Here is a 17,842-nt window from a genome sequence, read left to right as displayed (position 1 = left end):
ACCCACTACTCTGACCGCAGCACGACTGATGGCTCCACCGCGGCAGCCTTGCGCGCCGGCAGCAGTGCCGCAATCCCTGCGACGACCGCTATCAGCGCCACCGCCGCAGTAAGGACGTACGGGTCAGACGGGGTGACACCGAAGAGCTGGCTACGCAGCAGGCGCGCCAGCAGGATGGATGTAGGAAGCGCGAAAGCAATGCCAAGGCCTGCCATCCGGAAAACGTCGCTGAAGACGAGCCGCGAGATCGACCACCGCGACGACCCCAGAGCGACGCGGATCCCGATCTCTTTGGTGCGCTGACCCGTCGTATACGCGACCACGCCGTACAGCCCGACGCCAGCCAGCACGGTGGCGAGCACTCCAAAGGTGACGGCAAGCATCTCGATCAACCGTTCGTTTTCGAGCCCCTCATCGATCTGCTGGTCCATCGTGCGCAGATTGTCGATCGCCAGCAGCGGATCGATGTCGCTGACTGCGCGACGTATCGACGCGAACATCGTCGCAGGCGCAAGCTGAGTGCGCACGTAGAAGTAGAGGGCACGATTCACATCGGAGCCGGTCGCCTGCTCCAGAGGCTGGAAGGTCGCTGGATGAATCTCTTCACGAATCCCCTGGTAGCTGAAGTCGCGCACGACCCCGACGATCTCGGTATCGAAGACCGGCTTTGAGGATGCGCCATCCATGAACCGCTGGCCCATCGCATTAGCCGCTGAGCCGAAGTACTTCTTCGCGAGAGTCTCATTTACGATCGCAACCTTCGGATGTGTAGCATTATCCTCTGGAGTGAAGTCGCGCCCGGCAATCAACCGGATGTGAAACGTTCCGAGAAACCCGGGGCTGATGTTCGTCTTGTCGATATTGATGTCCTCTTCCGGCGCGGCCTTGTAGCTCGCGAAGGTGAGGTTGCCGCCGTGGCCCTGATGTCCGAGCTGCGGAGTATTCGCCGCGGCCACACTCTCCACGCCTGCAAGCGCACCGAGGCTCTCGAGCATTCGCTGCCGCATCGCCGGGATACGAAGAGAGTCATAGCCGGCCAGCCGTGGCGCCATCCCGAAGCCGACGAGATGGTCGGTCCGGTAGCCCACATCGAACGACCGCAGCTGCTGCATGGTGCGAACGAACAGGCCCGCTCCGACCAGCAGCAGCAGGCTCAGACCAATCTGCGCTCCCACAACGAACCTGCGGAAGCCGAGCGCGCCTCCTGTGCTGGTAGAGAGCTGCGTTCGCAGCGCGCCGGTAAGGTCGGGCCGCAGCGCCTGGAGCGCGGGAGCGAGGCTGAACAGGACGCTGACTGCGATCGCAATCGCAAAGTTGAAGAGCAGCAGCCGAAGGTCGATCGACGAGGCAAACGGCCCGGATCCGTCGTCACTCCCCAATCGTCGCGCCAGCACGCGAATGGCGGCAGGAGCCAGCATCATGCCCGTGGCTCCTCCACCGAATCCGATCAGCAGTCCCTCAAGCAGAAGCTGGCGGAGGATGCGCGGTGCGCGCGCGCCCAGTGCGTAGCGCAGCGAAAACTCCCGCGCCCGCGCAGCCGCCCGCACCAGCAGTAGGCTCGCTACGTTGACTGCAGCGATCAGCAGCACCAGAAGCGCCATCGCCATCACGACGATCAACGGCGTCTGATAGTTCTCGCGGTTGTAGGAGAAGCCCCGCGCAGCCGGCTGCACCAGCAGACGGCTGTTGGTCAAAAACTCGTCAGTGAATCGCTTCGATCGCGTCCCCAGCGCCTTCAGCTCGTCTGCGCGCAGCGCATACCACAGCGGAGCGCTCACCGCCTGGGCCTGCCGCGCCGCCACGCCCTCCTTTAGGCGGCCGATGATGTTCATCCAGCGGTCAGTGTGATCAGTCAGCCGCCTGCCCTGGCCCGGGATCACCTGATCGATCATCGTCATAGGAACGAACATCGCGGGACTTTCGCCCCAGACCGCGCTGCGGAAGCCCGCGGCAGCGACCCCAATGATTCGGAACGGATGATTGTTCAGCGAGGTCGTCTCGCCAACCACCGACGGGTCGGAGTTCATGTGCGCGCGCCAGTAGTTGAAGCTGACGACGGCCACGGGGGCGGCGTCCTTCTGCTGATCCTCGGCCTGAGTGAAGACCCTTCCCAGCGCCGGTCGAACGCCCAGCATCGTGAAGTAGTCTCCGGTGACCAACTCGGCCTCGGCGAACTCCGAGGCCCCGTTGCGGGTAAGGTCGACGGTGGTCTTGGTCGTGCCGGCCAGAGCCTCGAAGGCCGAGTCCTTGTCGCGAAGGTCGCGATACATCGGGTAGGAGAAGTAGGACTCCTCGCCGCCGCCGTGGTTGCTGGTGTGCCCGTTCCATGCATGGCCGGTTCCCTGCAGGTATACCAGCCGCTCGGGCTCGCGCACCGGCAGGGCACGCAACAGCGCCTGGTCCAGCAACGAAAAGATGGCCGTATTGGCGCCGACACCGAGCGCAAGGGTGAGCACGGCAGTCAGCGTAAAGACCGGAGCGCGGCGCAACTGGCGTAGAGCGTAGCGGAGATCGTTCATGATGTTCTGCACGACGGACTCAACCTCGCGGCGACGGAATCACACACAAGGAAGTGCAGTTCGATCACCATCTCTGGAGTAACTGATTTCAGCAGTTTAGGCGCTACTGCAGGGCGCTGCCCTGTCCGCATTTGCAATGACGCGTCCGGAAATGAACAGTGACCCCCGCGGGGATTGCATATAGCCGACCACGGAATTTATCTTTCATATCCCTCTCGGAGAAGCCACCCAGCCTAAGTCAGTGGGTGGGATACCCTTAAGGGCACGAGGCCCTTCCCCCATGAATCGTTTACACATTCTGCTCTCTTTCGCCATCGTCCTTCTCTTTGCCGGTGCATCAAAGCCTGCCCGTGCCCAGATCGCCATCTACGCGGGCTACAGCGGAGCCAATGTCTCCGGCGCCTCGTCCGACTGGGCCTATGGTCCGCTCTTCGGCATATACAAGCAGACCGGCTACCCCCTCCACACAGTCAATATCGGAGGCGACCTTCGCGGCTCCTTCATCACCCGCAATGACTTCCACTACTACACCGGAGCGGCGGGTCCGCGCCTCGCCTTCAAGGTTCCCGTCCTCCCGCTTCGCCCTTATATCGAAGGCCTCATCGGTGTGGCGAGTTACAACAGCGGCAGCGGAGGGGATACAACAACACACTTCAACTACCAGGTCGCCGGAGGGCTGGACCTCACCATCTTTCCAAAGGTTGACTGGCGCATCGTCGACTTCGACTACAGCGCCGTCTCCGGCCAGAACGTCAATGCCAAGATCCTGACGACGGGCCTGGTCCTGCGGCTGTGGTAGCGTCGTAGCGTTGCTGCCATGCGCGTCGCCCTGTTCGGAGGCACCTTCGATCCACCTCACCGCGGTCACATCGGCATCGCCCGTGCCGCGGCGGACAACTTCGGCCTCGACACAGTTCTCTTCGCCCCCGCAGGACAACAGCCGCTCAAGACAACCACCACGGGGACGCCGTTTCCCGACCGGTTGGCGATGGTCGAGCTTGCCTGCGCGGACGACCCTCGCTTCACCGCCTCCACTCTCGACGCGCCGCGCCCCGACAGCAACCCCAACTACACCGTCGACACGCTGGCCACGCTGCGCAGCCAGTTGCCCGGGGCGACGCTCTACAACCTCGTCGGCGCCGATAGCTTCCTCAGCCTGCGCCACTGGCGCGAGCCGGAACGGCTGCTCGAGCTCGCCGAATGGATCGTCGCCAGCCGCCCCGGCTATCCGCTGAATGATCTTTCGAGCCTGCATCTCACCGCGGCCGAGCGTGCGCGCGTGCATCTGCTCGCGACGGTCGCCATGGACATCTCCGCAACCGTACTGCGCGAGAGGCTTGCCGTCGGAGACCGTTGCCGCGACCTGCTGCCACCCGAGATCCTGAGCTACATCCAGGCACACGGGCTCTATCGCTGACCGGCCCAACCCGCCGCGAGCCTTCTGCATCCGACCCCGCAACGCTGGCTTCCGCATAGACAACCGGCTACCATGGAAGCTTCAAGGAGACGCATGCCATCAACCGAAAGCAACCAGCTCTTGCTCGCCGCCACCGCCGCCGCCGAAGACAAGAAGGCTGAAGACATCCGCATCCTCGCTCTCGACCCCTCCGAGAGCGGCCTCACCGACTACTTCCTGATCTGCAACGGAACCAACGACCGCCAGAACCTCGCCATCTCCGACGAGATCGAGCTGCGCCTGAAGCGGCAGTTCGGCATCTACCCCAACTCCGTCGAGGGCCGCCGCCAGGCCGAGTGGATCCTGATGGACTACGTCGACTTCATCGTGCACATCTTCTCCCCGGAGAAGCGCGCCTTCTACGGCCTCGAGCGCCTGCGCAAGTCAGCCACCAGCCTCAGCGTAGAAGAGCTCAACGCAGAGCTGAAGGCAAAGGTCGCCGCCGCCCGCACCAGCAATCCAAAGAAGAAGACCGCCGCAAAGGCGGCTAAGAAGGCTGTAAAGGCGTACGTGAAGAAAGTATCGGCAAAGAAAGCGGCAAAGAAGACAGCGGCAAAGAAAGCTGCTCCGAAGAAGAAAGTCTCAAAGCGCTAATCGACAATACCGAATACGCTGAAATGCTGGCGTGAACAAAAAGAACGGGAGCCTTTGGCTCCCGTTTTCTTTATCGAATCGAACCGATTAGAAGACGATCTTCGCCCATAGGTACATCTGGCGTCCCTGCGACTGTGAGTCTCCGGCACCCTGACGGGCATTCGACTTGTCAAGGAAAGTTGCGCTGCCGATATCGATAACGCTCGTGTCCATTGGTCCAACGTTGTTGTGATTGCCGATGTTGTTGACCTCAGCACGAAGAATCAGACGTCCCCGCTCCAGGTGGAAGTAGGACAGACCAATTCCCTTTTCGACTGCGATGTTGTGGTACTGCAGACCCGGATTGGCGTAGCTATTACGGCCAATCTCCTGGTGCAAGTACTGGTTCTGGGGACCGTACGGCACCAACCAGTGAACAGAGCCTGGAGTTACAACGTTGAGATTGCCCGATCCATTCACCGCCTCCGCCACGTCATAGTAGACACCCGGTGTGCCGCCCACAAAGTAGCCGTCGATACCCGCGGTATTAAGCGGAGCCGCTTTGTTGCCCAGGATAGCGCGATCGTTGGTGGTGCTGCCGTCGCCATTGATATCGACACCCGGTGTGCCGAACGTCAGGTACGGTCCGCTCTGGAACTGTTCCACGCCGGAGATCGTCCAGTGGCGTGTCAGGGCTCCAAGCATCGCATTGGTAAACCCATTGTCAGAACGGAAGCCTGTCGGCGACCAGACATAGCTGATCGACAGGTAGTGGCGGTGATCGTACGACGATGGCCCCCAATCCTGTCCGCGCCCGCCCGGAGCGAGGTTGGCGGAGTAAGAGGTAGTTGAGTTAACCGTCGTGAAAATCTCGGAACCGTCATCCAGCGACTTGCTATAGGTATATGCTCCGCGGATCTGGAACCCGTGCGAGAAGCCGTGCGATGCCGAAACCTCCAGCCCGTTGTAGCTGGAGTCCGCATAGTTGCCGCGGACATTGATCTGTCCCCGCGTCGGGTTGAGACGAGCACCATTGGAGAAGTAGTTGTACTGCTGGTTCGCGTACAGCTTCCTCCCCAGCGTACCCACGTAGCGCACCGAAGTAATGATCTGCTTCGGAAGCTCGCGCTCCACGCCCAGATTGAACTGGTAGGTCAGCGGATTGACGATATTGTTCACCACACTCGTTACCGCAGAGGTAGGAAGCAGGGTGGGCGTAATCGATGGAATCAGCGACGTCGCGTTCGACAGTCCTCCGCCGGTCGTCGAGGTCAGCAGTCCGCCAACCGCGTTCGGTGCGCTCTGCGCCGAGTTGACCAGAATGTTGCTGAAGGTGCTGTCATAGAACACACCAAAACCACCACGGATCGAGGTCTTGCCGTCGCCAAAGTAACCGCCATAGTGCGGCGAGTAGGCAAAGCCCACGCGCGGAGCGATGTTGTTCTTATCGTTCTTGACCTTGTAGACGGCATCGATCGGTGCATACGGATTGTTCGGATCGATGCCAGGGTATTGCAGCGAGTTCAGAGGATTCGTCAGGTAATCGTAACGGATTCCCAGGTTGATCGTAAGGTCGGCATTCAGCTTGATGTCGTCCTGTGCAAACACGCCGCTGCGCCAGCCATGCGGATCGACCCGGGTCTCGCCAAAGGTCTTCGTCGCCTGACCGGAAGGGCCAAGCTGATTCTGCAGGAAGTTTCCAAGCGAGCTGACGTAGGTTCCGCCCTTCACAAAGCTAAGGGTTCCCTTTGCATTCTGCGAGACGATGTCCGTCTCAAGAATGCGACCGATGTCAAACCCGATACGGAACGTCTGCCGCCCCTTCGTTAAGCCGACCGTGTCCTGCAGCTGGTACAGATCTTCGTGACGACCCTGGGGGAAGTTCTGGTTCGGGCCTAGTGATGAAGTGGGCGAGATAAAGTTCGAGATAGTGATCGTCGGCAAGGCATACAGCGGATTCGCAAGCGTCTCCGCCGTAGGCGCGAACGTAAATCCGAGCCGGGCTTCGGAGACACGGAACTCATTCAGCAGGTTCGGGGTGAAGATATGGGTCCAGCCGCCCGCGCCCAACTCAACCGGGCCACCCTGCTCCGTATCGAATCCAACCAGGGCGCTGCCGTTGTTCTGAAAGTCAGGGCTGAAGGACTGGCGATCGTGAAGGTACCGGAAGTAGATGCTGTCCGCACTGCGGGGGTTGAAATCAATCCTGTACATCCACTGGGTATCAGGATTGCTGATCGCAGCATTCTGCCGCTGAAAGTGACCTGTTGTCACGATGCAGCCGGTTGCCGGGCAACCTGGCTGAGGACCGACGTTGATATTCGTAATTACGCCATCATTGTATGGAACATAGGTCGTCAGATAAGAACCATTGCTCAAGTACTGATTGAGAAGCTGAACCTGCGCTCCCCCAATCTTCTGCAGGGTGGCATAGCCATTCGCGTCAGGCAGCTCGAGGCGATCCGGCGTCTCCTTACCGTAGACGCGCTGCAGCTGCAGGCCGCCGAAGGCAAACAGCTTGTTCTTGATAATCGGACCACCCACAGTGAATCCGTAGCTATGCGTGTTCTGGCGTGCCTTGGGGTTCGGATCTCCGGGAGCGAGCGGCTTCAGCTGCCGCGTTACACCATCCAGAGCGTTCAGACCGGAGCCGGCATACCGCTCAAACACAGTACCGTGAAAGTCGTTGGTGCCGGCCTTGGTAACCATGTTGGCAACCGCGCCACCGGCTCGGCCATACTCGGCCGAGGCAGCACTCGTAATCACTGCCAGCGAGCTGTACATGTCGGGGATCTGTGGCTGAAATGCCTGGCCGCCGATTCCAACGTCGTTGATCTCCTGGCCGTCGAGCAGGAAGTTGTTGGCCCTCGGGCGGGCCCCATTCACCTGAATGTTCATTCCGTTGCTGAAGCCATTCTGGTTTACCAGCTGCACGCCGGGAAGGGTGGTCGCAAGCTCGAAGGGGTTCAGCGAAAACACGGGAAGCGCCCGTAGGTCGGTCTGATCAATCGTCCCCGTGAGCTGGCCATTCTCTGTATTCAGGGCTACCGAGCCGGCCTCCACTTCCACAGTCTGGCTTACGTCACCAAGCTGCAGGGTGGGGTCATAGGAAGTCACAACCGAGGCCCGCACCGCAATATCCTTAGCGTCAAACGCCTGAAAACCAGGAACCGTGACATGGACCCTGTATGTGCCGGGAGAAAGCGCATCCAACCGGTACGATCCCGTACTCTCTGACTTAACATTGCGAGTTTCACCGGTCTGCTGGTTCATCACCGTCAGGGTGGCATTCGGAACGACCGCGCCCGAAGGATCGCGAACGACTCCGGAAAGAATTCCCTTGCTGGTCTGCGCCAGACCCGCGCCAACCAAAGCAAAGAAGACGAACAACGTAACCACGAAATTCCTAAACCGCATAGCGCAACTCCTGAACATTTCGTTTCTTCGGGACCTGTGATCTTGGCCCTTTTGCGAAGCAAGGATCAGGCATACAGAGTCAGACATCGGCTCACCTGGGAAAGTGTTTCAAAGCATTCGGCCGCCTGCGGCGAGCCTACGCACTCATGGGGATCATTATCGGGGTTTGTCCGTGCAAGTCATTGGCCATTCACAAATTAGCGGAAACTTCCGCCGGAATTGCCCAAAACCGCGAAAATCGCCGCAAAATAAATAAGCGGAGAATATGAAATTATGTATTGCTGGGATGGCTTATCGAATTTTCGGGATTAAACGTTGATTTCATGAGATGAAGATCACCCTCGCTGGGATCGTTCCACGACGTTCCCGCACCAAATCCGATGCAACCGACCGCCTGCTCGCGGACTATACCGAGCGCACGGCCCGCTACGTCCCGTGCGACTCGCAGCTCTTCGAGTCCGAGGCGGCCTTCCTTGACTGGCTCGACCGCCAGCCCGGCCGTACTCCGGCCTACGCCGTCCTTCTCGACAGCCGCGGCAAGCAGCTCTCCTCCGAAGAACTCGCGTCCACCATCGGCCGCCTGCGCGACGAAGGCACTCAGCGACTCGTCTTCGCCATCGGCCCTGCTGACGGCTGGTCGCCTGAGACCCTCAGGCGCGCCGGCCTCGTGCTCTCGCTCGGCCGCATCACCCTGCCTCACCAGCTGGCGCGCGTCGTCCTGGCCGAACAGGTCTACCGCGCCTTCACCATCCTCGCCGGCCACCCCTACCACTCCGGACACTGAGCTTCTCCGTCTATCCTTATCTTCATGACCGAAACCCAGCGTCGCGGACTCATCGTGATCAACACTGGCCCGGGCAAGGGCAAGACCACCGCCGCGCTCGGTACCGCGCTGCGCGCCGCCGGTAACGGCATGCGCGTGCTCATCCTCCAGTTCCTCAAGGGCTCCTGGCACTACGGCGAACTCGACGCCATTGCCGCCCTCGGCTCCGCGCTGGGAACCCCCGAGGACCCCGCCATCGTCATCCGCCAGATGGGTCGCGGCTTCGTGAAGGTCGGCGGCGCCGAAACAGACCCCGAGGACCTGCGCCTCGTCGAGGATGCCTGGAACGATGCCGCCACAGCGATCCTCTCCGGAGACTGGGACCTCGTAATCCTCGACGAGATCAACTACGCCATCGGCTACAGGATGCTTGACCCCGAAAAGGTCGCCGACGTGCTTCGTCAGAAGCCCGAGATGGTCCACGTCATCCTCACTGGCCGCAACGCTCACCCCACGCTGGTCGAGCTCGCTGACACCGTCACCGAGATGCGCGAGGTCAAGCACGCCTATCAGAAGGGAGTCCTCGCCCAGCGCGGAATCGAGTTCTGATCACGCGCCTCTCTCGCGAAGCTGCAGCCGTCTCCGGATATCATTCCTCCGATGACTCTTTCGGCGCGCAGACTCACTCTTCTTCTCCTCCTCTCAACTCCGCTCCTCGCCCAGACCCCCTACTCGCTCGTCGACCCGCACATCGGCACCGCGCACGAAGGCCAGACCTCGCCCGCCGTCGGCGAACCCTTCGCCATGACCAACTTCATCCCCGAGACGCGCTCGACCGAGAAGAAGTGCATCGCGCCCTACTACTTCGCCGACACCAAGCTCACCGGCCTTCGCGCCAGCCACTGGATGAGCGGCTCCTGCACCCAGGACTACGGCTCCGTCACCCTGATGCCCACCTTCGGCGACCTCCAACCGCAGCCCGACGCCCGCGCAACGGCCTTCGCGCATACTGACGAGATCGCGCAGCCCGCCTTCTACTCCGTCAGGCTCCCCGCCTACAGCGAGACCGTGGAGATGACCGGCGGAGTTCGCGCCGGAATGCTGCGCGTCTCCTACTCGAAGGCCGGCACGGCAAACCTCATTATCGAGCCCAACGCGCGCATGAAAGACGGCTGGATCAAGGTCGATCTAGCGCACAAGGAGATCACCGGCTACAACCCCGCCTACCGCATCTACCAGGGCAACGGCAAACCCGCGGGCTTCAAAGGCTACTTCGTCATCCGCTTCAACAACGCGCCGGAGAGCAGCGGCACGTGGTGCGACGCAAAGACCACCAGCGACTCCGAGCTGAACGGTGAAGGGAAGTGCGAGCACATGGGAGCGTACCTCCGCTTTGACCTCTCCGCACCACGCACGCTCCTCTTCAAGACCGGAACGTCCTTCACCTCCATCGAAGCCGCGCGCCACAACCTCGACGCAGAGATCCCCGCATGGGACTTCGCCGCTCTTCGCGCAAAGACCACCAGCGCCTGGACCGCTGCGCTCGACGAGATCGCCATTCAGGGCGGATCGCCCGCCCAGCGCCGCGTCTTCTACACCGCGCTCTACCACGCCATGATGCTGCCCCGCATCGTCAGCGACGCCGACGGCTCCTACCCGCACTTCGCGAATGGAGGTCAGGTCGAGAAGATCGCCAAGGGCAACTACTACGACGACCTCTCCCTCTGGGACATCTACCGCGCCCAGCTTCCGCTTCTCACCCTGCTTGAGCCCGCGCGCGATCAGGAGATGATGCAGTCGCTCGTGCTCAAGGGCGAGCAGGGCGGCTACCTCCCCATCTTCCCCTCGTGGAACAGCTACACCTCCGAGATGATCGGCGACCACACCGGCATCGCCATCACCGACGCCTACGCGAAGGGCCTGCGCAACTTCGACGTCGCCTCCGCCTGGCGCCTCATCCGCCAGAACGCCTTCGACACGCCGCCCTACGAGCAGTACAAGGACGGCCTGGGCCGGCGCGCGCTCCAGTCCTACACCAAGTACGGCTACATCCCGCTCGAAGACCCCGTCGCCGAGGCCTTCCACCACGGCGAGCAGGTCTCGCGCACGCTCGAGTACTCCTTTGACGACGCCATCATCGCGCACCTCGCCTCAGCACTCGGCCACAGCGACGACGCAGCCACGCTCGCCAAACGTTCCGGCAACTGGAAGAACGTCATCGACCCCGAGACGAAGCTTGCGCGCGGCCGCCACCAGGACGGCACGTGGATCACGCCCTTCATCTACGACAAGTGGGTCAGCTACATCACTGAGTCCAACGCCTGGCAGTACACCTTCTACGTCCCGCACGACGTCGACGGCCTCATCCAAACACTCGGCGGCAACGCTGCCTTCATCGATAAACTCGACGGCCTCTTCAGCAATCATCTCTACGACCCCGGCAACGAGCCCGGCCACCACATCCCCTACCTCTACGACCAGGCCGGCGCCGCATGGAAGACGCAAGAGCGCATCGCATCGCTCATCGCCGTCTACAACGACACGCCCGCAGGTCTTCCCGGCAACGACGACGCCGGCCAGATGTCCGCCTGGTGGATCTTCTCCGCGCTCGGCTTCTACCCCGTCGCGCCCGGCATCCCCGAGTACTGGATCGGAACGCCGCTCTTTCCCTCGGCCACGCTCAACCTGCCCAACGGCGCAAAGTTCACCGTCGTCGCAAAGAACGCCGGCCCGCAAAACATCTACATCCAGTCCGCACAGCTCAACGGCAAGCCGCTCACCACGCCGCGCATCCCGCACGACGCCATCGTGAAGGGAGGCGTACTTGAGTTCACCATGGGCCCACAACCCAACCACAGCCTCTTCTCCACTGCCGCCCATTAATCTCAGCAGACCTAATCTCAGCAGGCGTAATCGCAGCGGTGCCCAAAAGAGAGAGTGTCATCCTGAGCGAAGCGCAGCGGAGTCGAAGAGCCTGCCCTGAGCTTGTCGAAGGATCTGCGGTTCGCACGTCTGCGGCAAGCCTATTCCCAGCAACGTCGCCTCCATGTATAACGTTGCTTTCAATGGGAGAATAGTTTCTGATGCCACGAGCCCGCTCCTCGCGCCGATCCTTCCTCAAGTCCTCCACGCTCGCCGCCGCATCCCTCGCCCTTCGCGGCTCGCACGCACTCGCGCAGGCCGCCACCCAGGCCGACGCGCACATTGAGGTCATCCCCGCCGAACCCATCGGAACCATCGCCCCCGAGCTCTACTCCCACTTCATCGAGCACCTCGGCGGAGTCATCTACGACGGCGTCTGGGTCGGCGAATCCTCGCGCATCCCCAACATCAACGGCATCCGCAAGGACTTCATCGACACCATGCGCGCCGTTCAGGCCCCCGTCCTGCGCTGGCCCGGCGGCTGCTTCGCCGACTCCTACGACTGGCGCGACGGTCTCGGCCCTCGCGGCAAACGCCCCGCCCGCAGCGCCTTCTGGAGCCAGCAGGACACCAACGCCTACGGCCTGCACGAGTTCATGCACACCTGTAGCGCCATCGGCGCGAAGCCCTATCTCGCCGCCAACATCCGCTCACTCCCCGCGCGCGACTTCTACCAGCTCATCGAATACTGCAACGCCCCCGCGGGCAGCGTGCCTTCGAACTCCGCCGCGCCCGCCGTGCCCAACACGCTCGCCGCCGAGCGCGCCGCCAACGGCGACCCCGCACCCTTCAACGTCGACTACTGGGGCGTCGGCAACGAGACCTGGGGCTGCGGCGGCAACCAGACCCCCGAGGAGTACGCCGCCGCCTATCGCCGCTTCACCGCATGGACCCCCGGCTACGACAACCATCACCTGCGCTTCGTCGCCGTCGGCCCCAACGGTGACGACGCCGACTGGACCCGCCGCCTCTTCGCCTCGCTGCGCTCCAACCCCGTGCACCCGCGCCTCTGGGGACTCTCCGTCCACTACTACACCTCCGGCAGCGCAACAAAGTTCGCTGCTGGTGATGCCTTGCAGTTCAATGACGCCGAGTACTACGACATGCTCGCCCGTGCCGGCTTCATGGAGAACATCATCACCGACCACTGGACCGCCATGGGCGACAACGCGCGCAACGTCCGCCTCGTCGTCGACGAGTGGGGAGCCTGGTACGGGAAGGGAACCGAGCTCGGCCCCGCCTACAACCTCTCCCAGCAGTCCACCATGCGCGACGCTCTGCTCTCCGGCATCACGCTCGACACCTTCCATCGCCACGCCGACAAGGTCGCCATGGCCAACGTCGCGCAGTCCATCAACTGCCTCCACTCGCTCATGCTCGCGCAGGAGGACAAGTTCACCGTCACCCCTGCCTTCCACGTCTTCCGCATGTACCTGCCGCACCGCGGCTCGCAGGCCGTGCGCGCACAGTTCACCGCAGACACCATTGACAACCCGCTCGCCGTCGCCGAGAGCCCCGTCGGAGGCAACAGCGCCGTCGGCTCCATCCGCAAGAAGACCACTCTCGCCGGCCTCAGCGGCTCCGCCTCCATCGCCGCCAACAGCAACGGCAAGACCCTCAACCTCACCGTCGTCAACCCGCACCTCACCCGCGCGATGACCACTGAGATCGCCGTCCGCGGAGCCACCATCGCCTCCGCAATAGGAACCGTCCTCAACGAAACCGACGTCCACGCCCACAACGACTTCGCGCATCCCCACGCCGTCCAGCCCCGCGCCGTCCCCACGCTGAATCCCGCCACAGGCAAGCTTGTGCACAACTTCACCCCCGCGAGCATCACAGCGCTCGAGATCACATTGGTCTAGGGCTAACGATCAGGACACTGATCTGTGCTCGATGAGTCACTCGGCGATTTGGCACTCACAGACACCGACTTGTACGGGATAATGTCCGGACCGCCGACCAACCACCCAGAACCCTGTCAATAGCGCATTGGCCTGTTATCGCCAATTGAGCCGCGGATCAGTCAACGTAAGCCGACTTGTCAGAACTGACCACGGAACCAAAATTACCGATCGCACGTATGTGCCAGAAACGAACACCCCTTTCATCTGCTGATGAGGAGCGGCTAGAGATTTGCCAGGAGGCAGAATTGATCCGATTTTTTTACGGCGTCGGTGGGGTTCTTGTATTGGTGGCAGTCGCTATTGGCGTTATGGGAACCCCAAGGTTACAGGCACAAGTTCCCTCGGTTCGGTCCACGCGAGATGTGATCTCGCGGCTGAAAAGCGAGGTTCCAGGTCTGATGCAACAGGGCGGAGTTCCTGGGATGTCGATCGCCTTGATCCGAGGTGGGAAGACGATCTGGCTGCATGGTTTCGGAGTGAAAGACAAGAAGACGGGAGAACCCGTCAGGACGGACACGGTCTTTGAAGCCGCTTCCCTGAGCAAACCCGTATTCACTTACGGCGTGCTGAAGTTGGTCGACCAGGGAAAGCTCGATCTCGACACTCCGTTGAGCTCTTATTTGGCAAAGCCCTACGTTCCAGACGAACGCGTAGGCCAGATCACGGCTCGATTGGTATTGAGTCATCGAACCGGCTTTCCGAATTGGCGGGGCGACGACGGCTCGCTTCCCATCTATTTCTCCCCCGGAGAACGTTTCAGCTACTCAGGTGAGGGATATATCTATCTGCAACACGTGGTCGAGCAGATTACCGGGAAACCGCTGGACGTTTATATGGACGAAGTTGTTTTCAAGCCGTTGGGGATGACGAACAGCAGCTATGTGTGGAGACCGAGCTTTGATTCCCTGACGGCTACGGGGTATGACTCCAAAGGAGGACCCGGTGAGCTAGAGAAGCCGAAGGAAGCCGGAGCAGCATCCAGCCTGAATACTACCGCCAGAGATTATGCCCTTTTCGTCGACGCAGTTCTGAATGGCAAAGGGCTTTCGTCCTCCGTGCTCCATCAGATGGAGACGCCTGAGATCGCGCTCGACCCGACTTGCAGGATTTGCGTTAAGCAAGAACCGAAAGAGCTGTCGAAGACGCTCTTCTGGGGTTTGGGATGGGGTATTCAGCGCGAACATAAGAGCGTCATGCTCTGGCATTGGGGCGATAACGGCGTCTTCAAAGCTTTTGTGATGGCCGACCCAGTAAGAAAGTCAGGCGTCGTGATGTTCGCAAATGGCGAAGATGCGCTGAACGTCGCAAAGCCGATCATCGACACAGCAATAGACACAGATTCCCTGGCATTCGCGTGGCTGAAATGAAGCAGCCCGGCTGAGCTAATAGCTATGGATCGATCCACGGTCGTGAGTGCGGCTAATTCTTCGATGAGCGATAAATTGCCTTTTTATAGAACTCAGTGGACGGTCTCTTCGCCTCAGCCAACTTCCCTGTACGCGATCGAGGTAGCACGTCGACAACCGGACGGTACATGGTGCTGGCTTATCGGCGACCCCTATACGGTTGGCAGGCAGAATACTGCCTGAAGCGATGGCCCCAACGCTGCGCTTTCCTTTCAGGCGTTGCTATATCTCCTGCGACACCTTCTTCGGTAAAAGAAAACTGCCATCGCCAGACAAAACTCTCGGCGACTTCCAGCATCGAAGCTGATGGGAAACTCGCGCGTACATGCTGTGGGACACACGTCACGTCTTAGATCACTGCATGAGACAACGAATGAACTCCTGACGGACCATCGTGAGCCGAATCGTCTCCACCGCCGCCATCCCGGCAGACGCCCCGTCTTCGCCCTCTCGCAGGGAGAGCTTCTATCGCCCTGAGCTCGACGCGCTTCGCTTTACTGCCTTTCTGCTGGTCTTCTTCTGTCACTATCCGCACTATCCTGAGAACCGCTACCTGACCCTGCTGTTCGGCATGGGGCGCAGCGGTGTCCTTCTCTTCTTCGTCCTCAGCGCCTACCTCATCACCGAATTGCTCCTTCGCGAGCGCGAGGCCACGGGAAAGGTCAACATCGGCCTCTTCTTTCTCCGGCGAGTCCTTCGTATTTGGCCGCTCTATTTTCTCGCCATCGCTCTCGGATACCTGGTCAACCCTCTCTTTCCCTCGACTCCTCTCTCGCCTCGCGCCCTTCCGTATCTCATGCTGCTTGCGGGCAATCTCTCCGTCGCGCGTCACGGATGGCTGCTCGGCCTCATCGGCCGCTCTGGAGCCTCTCTATCGAGGAGCAGTTCTATCTCGTCATTCCCTCCGTCGTACGTTCCTTCGGCATCGCAGGACTTCGCAACGTCGCGCTTCTCTCAATCGCGCTGGCCTACACGACTCTCGCCTGGCTGGGCCATCAGCCCGTCAGTCCCCTCGACCTGCCCTGGATCAACAGCTTTGTTCAGTTCCAGTTCTTCGCCGCCGGGACGCTGACTGCCATCATGCTGCACAAACGCACATGGTCGCCGTCATGGACCACACGGGCTTCGCTTCTCCTCGGCGGATTCGTCCTGTTCTACCTCGTGGACCTCACGTTTCATCCCTCAACATTGGGCACATCAGGTCCGCAGCTCTGCGCCGGCTACCTGGGTTTGCTCGCCGGCACACTTGCCATCTTTTTCGCCTTTCTCCGCGCGCCGGTTCGCCCTCCCCATGCGCTCGTCTACCTTGGCAGGATCTCCTTCGGCCTTTACGTCTTCCACTATTTCACCATCAACTTCGCCGTCCTCGGCTACAAGCGTCTGCAGCGCGCTGGAGTCCATTTCCCCTTCGTCCTGCTCGAGCCGCTCGTCCTTCTGGCCACCATCGGCGTCGCTGCGCTCTCCTATCATTTGTTCGAGCGGCCCATCCTCCGCCTGAAGGAGAAGTTCGCCTACATCAAGACCACGCCCGCCGCCTAGCCATGCTGACATAACCCTGTCAGCAGGCGCGCATTTACGATATCCCCATGGCGTCTGTCTCTCCGCACTACTCCCCCGAAGTTCTCAAATTCTTCCGCGGCCTCAAGCGCAACAACGACCGCGACTGGTTCAACGCTCGCAAGGCCGTCTACGAGCGCGAGGTCAAGGCCCCCACCATCGCGCTCGTCGCCGCGATCAACGAGGCCGTGCTGCGCTTCGCTCCCGAGAACGTCCAGCCTCCTCAGAAGGCCATGATGCGCATCTATCGCGACATTCGCTTCTCCTCCGACAAGCGCCCCTACAAGATCCACCAGGGTGTGTGGTGGGCGCGCCAAGGGCTCGAAAAGACATCAGGCGGCGGCTTCTACTTCGACGTCTCCAGCGAATGCGTCACCATCGCCGCAGGAGTCTTCATGCCCGAGCGCGAACAACTCCTCGCCATCCGCCGCCACCTCGACGAGCACCACCAGGAGATGCGCCGCATCCTCGCGCAGAAAAAACTCCGCTCGCTGATGACCGAGATCGACGGCCACAAACTCACGCGCGCACCCAAGGGCTTCGCCCCCGACTCCCCCGCGCTCGATCTTCTCCTCAACCGCGAATGGGGCGTCATCGCCAAACTTCCCGCCGAAGCCGCAACCCAGCCGACGCTGCTCAAAGAGATCGTGAAACGCTTCGAGGCGGCGGCTCCTCTGGTGGCCCTCCTCAACGCTCCGCTGGCCGCAAAGAAGCAGCGCAAGCCGCTCTTCTGATGCCCCAAAATGGCCAGTTTTCACCAAAAATTGGCTATTTTTTACCCGATGAACCACAAAAACCTAAAAAAACCGTAAAAAACCTGTGGAAACCGAACGAATCCGGTTGACAAAGCGCGCGGAAAAGACGAAGGTGAAATGCGGTACGGTTTCTCCGGACCCGCATGAACACTGGCGATTCGCGTATTGCTATCACGCACAGCGCACAGTCGGCAAGCTGGCCCCGGCAGGCAACCTGCTTCAACAAAAATAGAGAACGCACGAAGGAGCAACACACATGGCAAAAGGATTGACCAAGACAGCACTGGTTCGCCAGATGGCGGAGAAGCTCGAGCTCACCAACAAGCAGACCGCAGGCTTCCTCGACCTGCTGGCCGAGACGGCCGTCAAGGAGACCAAGAAGAACGGCGAGTTCACCATCCCCGGCATCGGTAAGCTCGTCAAGGCCGAGCGCAAGGCGCGCCTGGGCCGCAACCCCCAGACCGGAGAGACCATCAAGATCAAGGCCAAGACCGTCGTGAAGTTCCGCGTCGCCAAGGTCGCCAAGGACACCATCGCTCCCCCGAAGAAGTAGTTCGCACCGGGGTT

Annotated in this window: 13 protein-coding genes and 1 pseudogene; 12 read left to right on the top strand and 2 right to left on the bottom strand. The window is 61.1% G+C overall.

Annotated features, from left to right (window positions below):
* Nucleotides 1-5: 5 nt before the first annotated feature.
* Nucleotides 6-2,519: an ABC transporter permease gene (locus Q363_RS01865; RefSeq protein ID WP_245631980.1), complete on the bottom strand. Its 2,514-nt coding sequence runs from the start codon at nt 2,517-2,519 to the stop codon at nt 6-8.
* A 280-nt stretch (nt 2,520-2,799) separates the two neighbouring features.
* On the opposite strand from Q363_RS01865, the gene Q363_RS01860 reads away from it, so the two are divergent.
* The 3 genes from Q363_RS01860 (at nt 2,800) to rsfS (ending at nt 4,569) form a co-directional block, all read left to right on the top strand.
* Nucleotides 2,800-3,318: a hypothetical protein gene (locus Q363_RS01860; protein WP_035347354.1), complete on the top strand. Its 519-nt coding sequence runs from the start codon at nt 2,800-2,802 to the stop codon at nt 3,316-3,318.
* Nucleotides 3,319-3,336: 18 nt separating this feature from the next.
* Nucleotides 3,337-3,936, top strand: coding sequence for a nicotinate-nucleotide adenylyltransferase (gene nadD, locus Q363_RS01855; protein ID WP_035347351.1), 600 nt, complete (start codon nt 3,337-3,339; stop codon nt 3,934-3,936).
* Nucleotides 3,937-4,029: 93 nt separating this feature from the next.
* Nucleotides 4,030-4,569 carry a ribosome silencing factor gene (rsfS, locus tag Q363_RS01850; RefSeq protein WP_035347350.1) on the top strand — a complete coding sequence of 180 codons (540 nt, stop codon included), beginning with the start codon at nt 4,030-4,032 and terminating at the stop codon, nt 4,567-4,569.
* An 87-nt stretch (nt 4,570-4,656) separates the two neighbouring features.
* On the opposite strand, the gene Q363_RS01845 is transcribed toward rsfS, so the two are convergent.
* Nucleotides 4,657-7,965, bottom strand: a complete 3,309-nt coding sequence (locus tag Q363_RS01845) for a TonB-dependent receptor (RefSeq protein ID WP_084079846.1) — start codon at nt 7,963-7,965, stop codon at nt 4,657-4,659.
* 328 nt (nt 7,966-8,293) lie between these two features.
* Here Q363_RS01845 and Q363_RS01840 point away from each other — a divergent pair, with 328 nt between their 5' ends.
* The 9 genes and pseudogenes from Q363_RS01840 to Q363_RS01800 all read left to right on the top strand — a co-directional run bounded on the left by Q363_RS01840 (nt 8,294) and on the right by Q363_RS01800 (nt 17,828).
* Nucleotides 8,294-8,749, top strand: coding sequence for a 23S rRNA (pseudouridine(1915)-N(3))-methyltransferase RlmH (locus Q363_RS01840; RefSeq protein ID WP_035347348.1), 456 nt, complete (start codon nt 8,294-8,296; stop codon nt 8,747-8,749).
* A 24-nt stretch (nt 8,750-8,773) separates the two neighbouring features.
* Complete coding sequence (gene cobO / locus Q363_RS01835; RefSeq protein WP_035347347.1) at nt 8,774-9,337, top strand: cob(I)yrinic acid a,c-diamide adenosyltransferase; 564 nt, start codon at nt 8,774-8,776, stop codon at nt 9,335-9,337.
* Nucleotides 9,338-9,388: 51 nt separating this feature from the next.
* Nucleotides 9,389-11,611, top strand: coding sequence for a GH92 family glycosyl hydrolase (locus Q363_RS01830; RefSeq protein WP_035347346.1), 2,223 nt, complete (start codon nt 9,389-9,391; stop codon nt 11,609-11,611).
* A gap of 200 nt (nt 11,612-11,811) precedes the next feature.
* Nucleotides 11,812-13,515 (top strand): alpha-N-arabinofuranosidase, encoded by a 1,704-nt coding sequence (locus tag Q363_RS01825; RefSeq protein WP_035347345.1) that lies wholly within the window; start codon nt 11,812-11,814, stop codon nt 13,513-13,515.
* A gap of 176 nt (nt 13,516-13,691) precedes the next feature.
* Entirely contained in the window at nt 13,692-14,924 is a 1,233-nt protein-coding gene (locus Q363_RS01820) for a serine hydrolase domain-containing protein (RefSeq protein WP_157466468.1), read from the top strand.
* Nucleotides 14,925-15,357: 433 nt separating this feature from the next.
* Nucleotides 15,358-15,798, top strand: a pseudogene (locus tag Q363_RS45290) (acyltransferase family protein); the annotation flags it as partial.
* Nucleotides 15,798-16,502, top strand: coding sequence for an acyltransferase family protein (locus Q363_RS45285; RefSeq protein ID WP_035347341.1), 705 nt, complete (start codon nt 15,798-15,800; stop codon nt 16,500-16,502). The pseudogene Q363_RS45290 and the gene Q363_RS45285, both read left to right, overlap by 1 nt.
* 47 nt (nt 16,503-16,549) lie before the next feature.
* Nucleotides 16,550-17,254, top strand: a complete 705-nt coding sequence (locus Q363_RS01805; protein ID WP_035347339.1) for a DUF2461 domain-containing protein — start codon at nt 16,550-16,552, stop codon at nt 17,252-17,254.
* Between the two features lie 277 nt (nt 17,255-17,531).
* Entirely contained in the window at nt 17,532-17,828 is a 297-nt protein-coding gene (locus tag Q363_RS01800; protein ID WP_035347337.1) for an HU family DNA-binding protein, read from the top strand.
* Nucleotides 17,829-17,842 lie beyond the last annotated feature (14 nt).

Origin of the sequence: Edaphobacter aggregans DSM 19364 (genome assembly GCF_000745965.1) — a bacterium.
Lineage (GTDB): Bacteria > Acidobacteriota > Terriglobia > Terriglobales > Acidobacteriaceae > Edaphobacter > Edaphobacter aggregans.
This window is presented reverse-complemented; position numbering and strand designations above follow the sequence as displayed.